Annotated in this window: 7 protein-coding genes; 4 read left to right on the top strand and 3 right to left on the bottom strand. The window is 62.1% G+C overall.

Annotated features, from left to right (window positions below; translation table 11 throughout):
• The first annotated feature begins 111 nt into the window (after positions 1-111).
• On the top strand, positions 112-984 hold the full coding sequence (locus FEM54_RS19640) for a LysR family transcriptional regulator (protein WP_138452567.1): 873 nt from the start codon (positions 112-114) through the stop codon (positions 982-984).
• Positions 985-1118: 134 nt separating this feature from the next.
• On the opposite strand, the gene fecA is transcribed toward FEM54_RS19640, so the two are convergent.
• From fecA to FEM54_RS19625, 3 genes are all read right to left on the bottom strand, one after another.
• Positions 1119-3455 (bottom strand): TonB-dependent Fe(3+) dicitrate receptor FecA, encoded by a 2337-nt coding sequence (gene fecA, locus FEM54_RS19635; protein WP_138452565.1) that lies wholly within the window; start codon positions 3453-3455, stop codon positions 1119-1121.
• Positions 3456-3548: 93 nt separating this feature from the next.
• Complete coding sequence (locus FEM54_RS19630) at positions 3549-4490, bottom strand: FecR domain-containing protein (RefSeq protein WP_138452563.1); 942 nt, start codon at positions 4488-4490, stop codon at positions 3549-3551.
• On the bottom strand, positions 4487-4975 hold the full coding sequence (locus FEM54_RS19625) for a sigma-70 family RNA polymerase sigma factor (RefSeq protein WP_099548693.1): 489 nt from the start codon (positions 4973-4975) through the stop codon (positions 4487-4489). The genes FEM54_RS19630 and FEM54_RS19625 overlap by 4 nt, the downstream gene beginning before the upstream one ends.
• Before the next feature lie 171 nt (positions 4976-5146).
• Between FEM54_RS19625 and FEM54_RS19620 the strand changes: the two genes are divergently transcribed.
• From FEM54_RS19620 to FEM54_RS19610, 3 genes are all read left to right on the top strand, one after another.
• Positions 5147-5449, top strand: a complete 303-nt coding sequence (locus FEM54_RS19620) for a DUF3649 domain-containing protein (protein WP_026013535.1) — start codon at positions 5147-5149, stop codon at positions 5447-5449.
• On the top strand, positions 5446-7014 hold the full coding sequence (locus FEM54_RS19615) for a PepSY-associated TM helix domain-containing protein (protein WP_138452561.1): 1569 nt from the start codon (positions 5446-5448) through the stop codon (positions 7012-7014). Before FEM54_RS19620 ends, FEM54_RS19615 begins: the two co-directional genes overlap by 4 nt.
• Positions 7015-7217: DUF3325 domain-containing protein (locus FEM54_RS19610; RefSeq protein ID WP_138452559.1), on the top strand; the 203-nt coding region annotated here is incomplete at its 3' end.

The raw sequence follows: 7217 nt of genomic DNA, 5'->3' as shown, positions 1-7217 counted from the left end.
CGGCATGGGATATTCCTTTTGCTTGGGGGAGAGCGCTATTCTCGCGGGAGCAGAATTCTTTATTCGTGATAAGTTTTCCTTTGATAAGGGAATTAAGGGCGACAATTAAGCATGGCCACTCCGCGTTTTGATGGTGTTGAGCTCTTTCTGCAAGTCGTCGAGAGCGGCAACCTGACCGAGGCTGCCGAACGACTGAACCTTACGCGTTCGGCCGTGGGTAAAGGCCTGGCGCGCCTCGAAGCGCGCTTGGGCACTCGCCTGTTGCAGCGCTCCACCCGCCGCCAGCGTCTGACTGAGGATGGGCAGGCGTACTACGAACATTGTTTGCGTGCGTTGGCAGAGCTGGAAGCTGCCGAATCGGTGCTGGAAAGCGGCCGACAGCAGCCTCGCGGGCGTTTAAGGGCGAGCTTGCCTTTGGCTTTCGGTCATCATTACGCGGCGCCAGCGTTGTGGGGGTTGATGGATCGTTACCCGGCGTTGGAGATCGAGATCTCGTTCTCTGACCGGCTGATCGATCTCGCACAGGAAGGCTTCGACGTGGCCGTGCGTATTGGTCCGCTGCCGGACACTGACCGCCTGAGTGCACGTCGCCTGGGCGAACAATCGGTTGGCCTGGCGGCTTCACCGGCCTATTTGCAGCGGGTCGGGCCTATCGACTCTATCGATGACCTCGCCGCCCACCGAGGCATTGCCTACCGTTGCAATACCTCGCAGCGCCCCGGTGTGCCTTCGCTGTTGATGCTCGACGACCTCCAGGCCGTGGCCGATGCCGCGATTGCGGGCGTGGGCCTGGCCTGGTTGCCGAGCTGGTTGATTGCGCATTACGTGCTGCGCGGGCAACTGGAAGCGGTACTGCCAAGCCACCGCGACCAGCCTGCGCCAATCCACGTGATCTGGCCGACGGCCGCACACATGCCAGCCAAGACGCGCTGCGCCATCGACGCCTTGGTGGCCGGCACCCCGAGTTGCCTGGCAGGCAGTTAGAGTCGGCCAATGCAGATCTAAACGACAATGCCGATCCCCTGTGGGAGCTGTCGAGCTTTAGCGAGGCTGCGAAAGCGGTGGGTCAGGCAACTTATGTGTCGCCCGTGCCGCCGCCTTCGCAGCCTCGCCGGTACCTAAAACGCGATGGAGGTCTGCACGTACACCGTGCGCGGCTCGCCTACATATTTGCCTTTGTTGTTGTCGTCGAACGAGCGCGTGAAGTACTGCTTGTTGAAGATGTTTTTCACTCCGACCGCCACGTTCAAGTCCGACAGTTGCGGGCCGAAGTCATACGCTGCGCGGCTGCTGAACAGCATGTAGCCGGGGAGACGCCCGTTGGCGCCGTCGGCAGTTTCGGCCTGGGTGTTGGCGTTGTCGGCGAACTGGCTGCTCTGGTAGCTGCTGTCGACATTGAGCTTCCAGCGGCCTTCGGTGTAACCCACGCCCAGCGTGCCTTTGTGCTTGGACGAGAAGGGCACGCGGTTGCCTTTGTTCGGGCCGTCTTCGCGGATGGTCGCGTCCACATAGGCGTAGGTGGCGTACACGTCAAAGCCCGCGAGCGCCGGGCTCAAGCCGTCGAGGGCGTAGTTGATGCTCGACTCGATGCCCTGGTGGCGCGTTTCGCCACGGGCGATCACCGTATCGTTGGTCTGGTTGCTGTCGTACTGGTTGTCGAAGTTGATCAGGAACGCGCCGATTTCCGCACGCAGGCTGCCGTTGTCGTAGCGCGTGCCGAGTTCCCAGGTGCGGGCTTTTTCCGGTTTCACTTCGCCGCTGCTCACGCGGTTGGGCATCTGGCTGTATTGCACGCTGCCGAACGAACCTTCGGTGTTGGCGTAGAGATTCCAGTCTTCGGTGAGGTGATAGAGCACGTTCAACGCCGGCAGCGCGGTGTTGTAGTCGCCCTTGTATTTGACGTTGCTCAGGTTGTTGGTCTGCTGGGACTCGATCATCTCGTAGCGCACGCCCGGCGTGATGGTCCACTTGCCGATATCAATGCGGTCGTCGATGAAGAACGCGTTGGCTTCGGTGGCGCCACGGGTGTCGCGGTCGTTGCGGCTGTTGGTGTTGGGCAGTTGCTGGTTGGCGCTGATCGGCGTGCGGTAGCGCATCTCATGGCCGGCCTCGCTGATGTAGCGGTAGCCAACGCCCACTTCATGGCTGGTAGGGCCGAGGTCGAAGCCTTGGGCGAAGCGCGTTTCCAGGCCGCGTACCCAGTACTCGCGCGGGGACAACGACAGGAAGTTGCCCTGGTCCAGGTAGCCATTACGCAACGTGGTGGTGAAGAAAGTGTTGGCAGTGAATTCGCGGCGGTCTTCCTGGTAACGGTAGCCGGCGTTGAACATTGTGCGGCGGCCCCAGAACTTGTCGTAAGGGCGGGTGGATTGGTAAGGGTCAGCCTTGTAGTCCTTGACGTTCAAGCCGCCGGGCATATCGGCCTGGCCCTCGTAGTACTGCGCCATGGCGTTGAAGCTGTTGGCGTCATCCAGCTGGTATTTGCCCTTGAGGATCAGGTCGTCGATGCGCGTGTTGCTGTTTTCGCGCCAGTCGCCGCCACGGGTGCCGGAGTACAGGATTGCGCCACCCAGGCCGTTGTCGGCAGTGCCGCCAGCCAGCAGGTTACCGGTGGTCTTGAAGCCGTCATGGCTGGAGGACGGGCTGGTCTCGGTCTGCAAACCGCCTTTGACGGTCGGCGTATCCGGGATTGCGCGGGTCACGAAGTTGACGATGCCGCCCACGTTCTGCGGGCCGTAGCGTACGGCACCGCCACCGCGAACCACGTCTACTGCATCCATGTTGCCCATGCTGATCGGCGCGAAGGACAACTGCGGCTGGCCATAGGGCGCGAACGGCACCGGAATGCCGTCCATCAACACGGTGGAGCGCGAGGCCAGGCGCGGGTTGAGGCCACGAATACCAAAGTTAAGCGCCATGTCATGGCTGCCGGTGCCGTTGTTTTCCGGGGCGTTGACGCCAGGGATGCGGTTGAGCACATCGCGGGCCTGGGTGGCGCCTTGGCGTTCGAATTCTTCGCGGCGGATCACATCACGGGCGCCGGGGTGCTCGAACACATTGGTTTGCGCGGCGTCGCCAAGCCAGTCGCCGACCACGCTGGAGGTTTGCAGCTCCACGGTCGCAGCCGCACTGGCCGGTTGCAGGCTGTAGGCCTTGTCGCCCTCGGCGCGGGCTTGCAGGCCGGTGCCTTCCAGCAGTTTTTGCAGGCCTTCGTCGGCGCTGTAATTGCCCGACAAACCACGGCTCTGCAGGCCGGCCGTGACTTGCGAACCGAACGAAATCAGCACGCCAGCTTCGCGACCAAATTGATTCAGCGCCGCTTCCAGCGAGGCCGGTGCGATGTGATACGGCTTGGCCTCGGCCGCCACCACCTGAGGCAGTACGGTAAAACTGAGGCTGGCGCCCAGTAACAGTTGGCGCAAGGTGCGGGCGAGAGGGGTCGGCTGCTGGGGCATGACGTGCGGTCCTGAGAAGGAAGGATCAAGGGGGCTTTCCTTCTCTGTCACGCGAGGTGTGGAAAACGGCTCACTGTTCTTGAAAATAATTTTTCAGGCGCGGGCCTGAACGGTTACCCAGTAGCGCGTAAAGCGCCGCACCTTGACCGGCAGGCTGACTTCCAGCAGGTCGAGAATGCGTTCGCTGTCGGCCAATGGATAACTGCCGGACAACAGCAGGTTGGCCACTTGCGGGTCGCAGTTGAGCTGGCCCCGGCGATAACGGCCAAGCTCTGCGAGGAAATCGTCCAGGCGCATATGCGCCGCCACCAGCATGCCGTCGGCCCAGGCGCCGCTGTTGGCGTCGTTCGAGCGCGGCGTGTCCCAGCCTTTGCGGGTGAAATTGACCTGGCGCGCGGCCTCGACGGTCAACGGCAAACCGCTGTAGCTGTTGGGCATCACGTCGACATGGCCGTCAAACACCGCCAGTTGAGTATGGTCGTTGAACTGGCGCACATTCAGCCGGGCCGCCTGGCTGCTGAGCAAACCCTGGCCGGTGAGTACGCGCAGCGGCGTATCACCTGCGCGCGCCGTCAGCAATATCTCGCCTTCGAGCACGCGGATCAGGCGCTGCTGCCGATCAAAATGCACATCCACCGCACTGCCGGTATTGAGCTGCAACTGGCTGCCATCGGCCAATTGCACCTTGCGACGTTCCCCAATGGGGCTGCGGTAGTCGGCGCTCAGCGGCGGCAAAATATGCTGTTGGCGCAAGCCCCATGCGGCGGCTGAACCCGCGCCGAGAATCAGCAACAGCTTCAGGGCCTGGCGTCGGCTACTCGATTGCGGCGCGTTCAGCGCTGCGTGAGCGAGAGGCGAGGGCATGCCACGCAGGCGCTGGTTGACGCGTTGGATATGGTCCCATGCGCGCTGATGTTCACTGTGGGCATTCAGCCAGTGCTGCCACGCCGCTTGCTGGCGCGGGTTAAGCGCACCTTGCTGCATTTTCATCAGCCAGTGCACAGCCTGTTCCGCAACCTGGGTAGAAAAGTTCATAGGGCGAAGTAGCAGCGCATCGCTGCTTTATTCAGATGGCGTTTGACCGTGGCAATGGAGATGCCCAGTTCGGCGCCGATTTGCGCGTAGGTCAGGCCGTCGAGCTGGGCCAGCAGAAAGGCGCGCTTGACCTGCACGGGCAGGCCGTCGAGCAGTTGGTCCAGCTCCACCAGCGTTTGCAGGATGATGGCGCGGTCTTCTTCCGAGGGCGCCACGTGTTCGGGCATCTGCGCGAGGGCATCGAGGTAGGCGCGCTCCAGGTCCTGGCGGCGGTAGAAGTTGAACAGCACACGTTTGGCCACGGTGGTGAGGAAGGCGCGTGGCTCGATCAGCGTGGGGGCTTCGCGGGCCGTGAGCACGCGGATGAAGGTGTCTTGCGCCAGGTCCGCCGCGCTTTGCGGGCAGCCGAGTTTGCGTCGCAACCAGCCGGTAAGCCAGAGGTGATGGTCGTGGTACAGGACTTCGACGGTGTTGGACGGCTGCAACGCGTTCACTCCGAAAGTATCAATGCACTTTAGAGAACAAGAATTGTTCGCATTGTAAGGGGCGTGATACGCGTTCGGCAATCCATGCGGGCAGGTGATTCATCCGTTCTCTTTTGCTTATGAGAATATTTATCATTAATATTGCGCGCTGATGAATCTGGCGTCTCCCCGATGAAAAGCAAACCCTCACTGGCCGTCTCTTACCGCCTCGCCGTCACCTCGCGTGCATTGGCCGCTGTGGTCGGCGGCTATCTGATGGCGTCGCTGGCGGCCGTGTGTATGGCGCTGTGGATGCCCACCTCGCGCGCCGACGCGGTGATCACCGGGATGATGAGTTCGTTTGTGTTCTATCTGCTGGCCGTCATCTGGTGCTTCGCCTGCCGCACAGCCTCGCGCGCCTGGTTTGGCGTGATGCTGCCGAGCGCGTTATTTGCCACCCTGGCGGGCGTGGGTTTTTGGATGGCACGCACATGAAAGAGGGCTTTCGCCAGGCGATGGCCTGGTTGCACACCTGGGCCGGCCTGATCTTCGGCTGGCTGCTGTTTGCGATTTTTCTGACCGGCACCCTGGCCTATTTCAAAGACGAAATTACCCACTGGATGCAGCCCGAAGTGCAGGCCCATCCGCTGGATGAAGCGCGCAGCCTCGCCGCCGCGCAAACCTATCTGCAGCAACAGGCGCCCAACGCCGCGCGCTGGTTTATCACCCTGCCCAACAGCCGTGACCCTGGCCTGTCGGTGATGTGGCAAGACAAGATCGACCCCGGCAAACGCGGCAACTTTATCCAGAAAGTCCTCGACCCTGTCAGCGCTCAACCGGTCCAGGCTCGCGAAAGCATGGGTGGCGATTTCTTCTACCGCTTCCACTTCCAGCTGCAAATGCCTTACCCATGGGGCCGCTGGCTGTCGACGATCGCCGCGATGGTGATGTTCGTCGCGCTGATCACCGGGATCATCACCCACAAGAAAATCTTCAAGGACTTCTTCACCTTCCGCCCGCGCAAGGGCCAGCGTTCGTGGCTCGACGGGCATAACGCGGTGGGCGTACTGGTGTTGCCGTTTCACCTGATGATCACCTACAGCAGCCTGGTGATCTTCATGAACATGGTGATGCCTGCGCCGATCCTTGCCTCGTATGGCGACGACAGCCGTGCGTTCTTTAATGAAGTGTTCCCCAATACCAACAATGCGCCGGCGCTCGGCCAGCCGGGTAAGTTGCTGCCATTACTGCCGATGTACGAGCAGGCGCGCACGCAATGGGCCGGTGGGCATGTGGGCCGTTTGGTGGTTAACAACCCTGGCGATGTGAACGCGTCGGTCAATGTGGTGCGCGCCGGCTCCGACCGTGTGGTGCATGACTTTGGCAGCAGCGTGTCATTCAGCGGCACCACCGGCGAGTTGCTGCGGGTCAGTGGCGAACAATCGCTGCCGGCGGCGATTGGCGGCAGTTTCTATGGCCTGCACATGGGCCATTTCGCCGGCCCGGTGCTGCGCTGGCTGTACTTTATCTGTGGCCTGGCGGGCACGGCGATGATCGGCACCGGCCTGGTGATCTGGCTGGGCAAGCGCCAGCTCAGGCACGCTAAAACCGGGGCGATGCCGTTTGAGCTGCGGCTGGTGGAGGTGCTCAACATCGCCAGCATGTCTGGCTTGATGATCGCCATCGCGGCGTTTTTCTGGGCCAATCGCCTGTTGCCGGTCAGCTTCGCCGAGCGTTCCGATTGGGAAATACAAACCTTCTTTATCGCCTGGGGCCTGAGCCTGCTGCACGCCGTATTGCGCCGTGGTCGCCAGGCTTGGGTCGAGCAACTGAGCTTCGCTGCGCTGCTGTTTGTGGCGATCCCTCTGCTCAACGCACTGACCACCTCGCAGCACTTGGGCACGTCATTGGCCAAGGGTGACTGGGCCATGGCCGGCTTCGACCTGACCTGCCTGGCCAGTGGCCTGTTCCTCACCTGGGCGGCGTGGAAGATGCAACACCGCACGCAACCCAAGGCCGAACGTGTGCGGGCAATGACGCTCAAGCAGGAGGCGCACTGAATGCTGCTCGCCCTGTTGATGTGCTACGCCGGGTTTACCGCGTTGTGCCTGGCCACCGACCGCCATCACGGCGAGTTGCTGCACAGCAAGCCGTCGCCCGCGCGGCGCTCAAGCCTGCGCATGGCCGGTTGGTTGTTGCTGGGCGTGTCGATCTGGCCCGCCGTTGCCGCTTCAGGTTGGGCCCAAGGGTTGGTGGAGTGGTG

Origin of the sequence: Pseudomonas edaphica (genome assembly GCF_005863185.1) — a bacterium.
GTDB classification, from domain to species: Bacteria; Pseudomonadota; Gammaproteobacteria; order Pseudomonadales; family Pseudomonadaceae; genus Aquipseudomonas; species Aquipseudomonas edaphica.
This window is presented reverse-complemented; position numbering and strand designations above follow the sequence as displayed.

What these genes read in the sequence shown, in the direction of transcription:
- FEM54_RS19640 (WP_138452567.1), top strand. Translation starts at nt 112, where the DNA reads ATGGCCACTCCGCGTTTTGATGGTGTTGAGCTCTTTCTGCAAGTCGTC.
- fecA (WP_138452565.1), bottom strand. Translation starts at nt 3,455, where the DNA reads ATGCCCCAGCAGCCGACCCCTCTCGCCCGCACCTTGCGCCAACTGTTA.
- FEM54_RS19630 (WP_138452563.1), bottom strand. Translation starts at nt 4,490, where the DNA reads ATGAACTTTTCTACCCAGGTTGCGGAACAGGCTGTGCACTGGCTGATG.
- FEM54_RS19620 (WP_026013535.1), top strand. Translation starts at nt 5,147, where the DNA reads ATGAAAAGCAAACCCTCACTGGCCGTCTCTTACCGCCTCGCCGTCACC.
- FEM54_RS19615 (WP_138452561.1), top strand. Translation starts at nt 5,446, where the DNA reads ATGAAAGAGGGCTTTCGCCAGGCGATGGCCTGGTTGCACACCTGGGCC.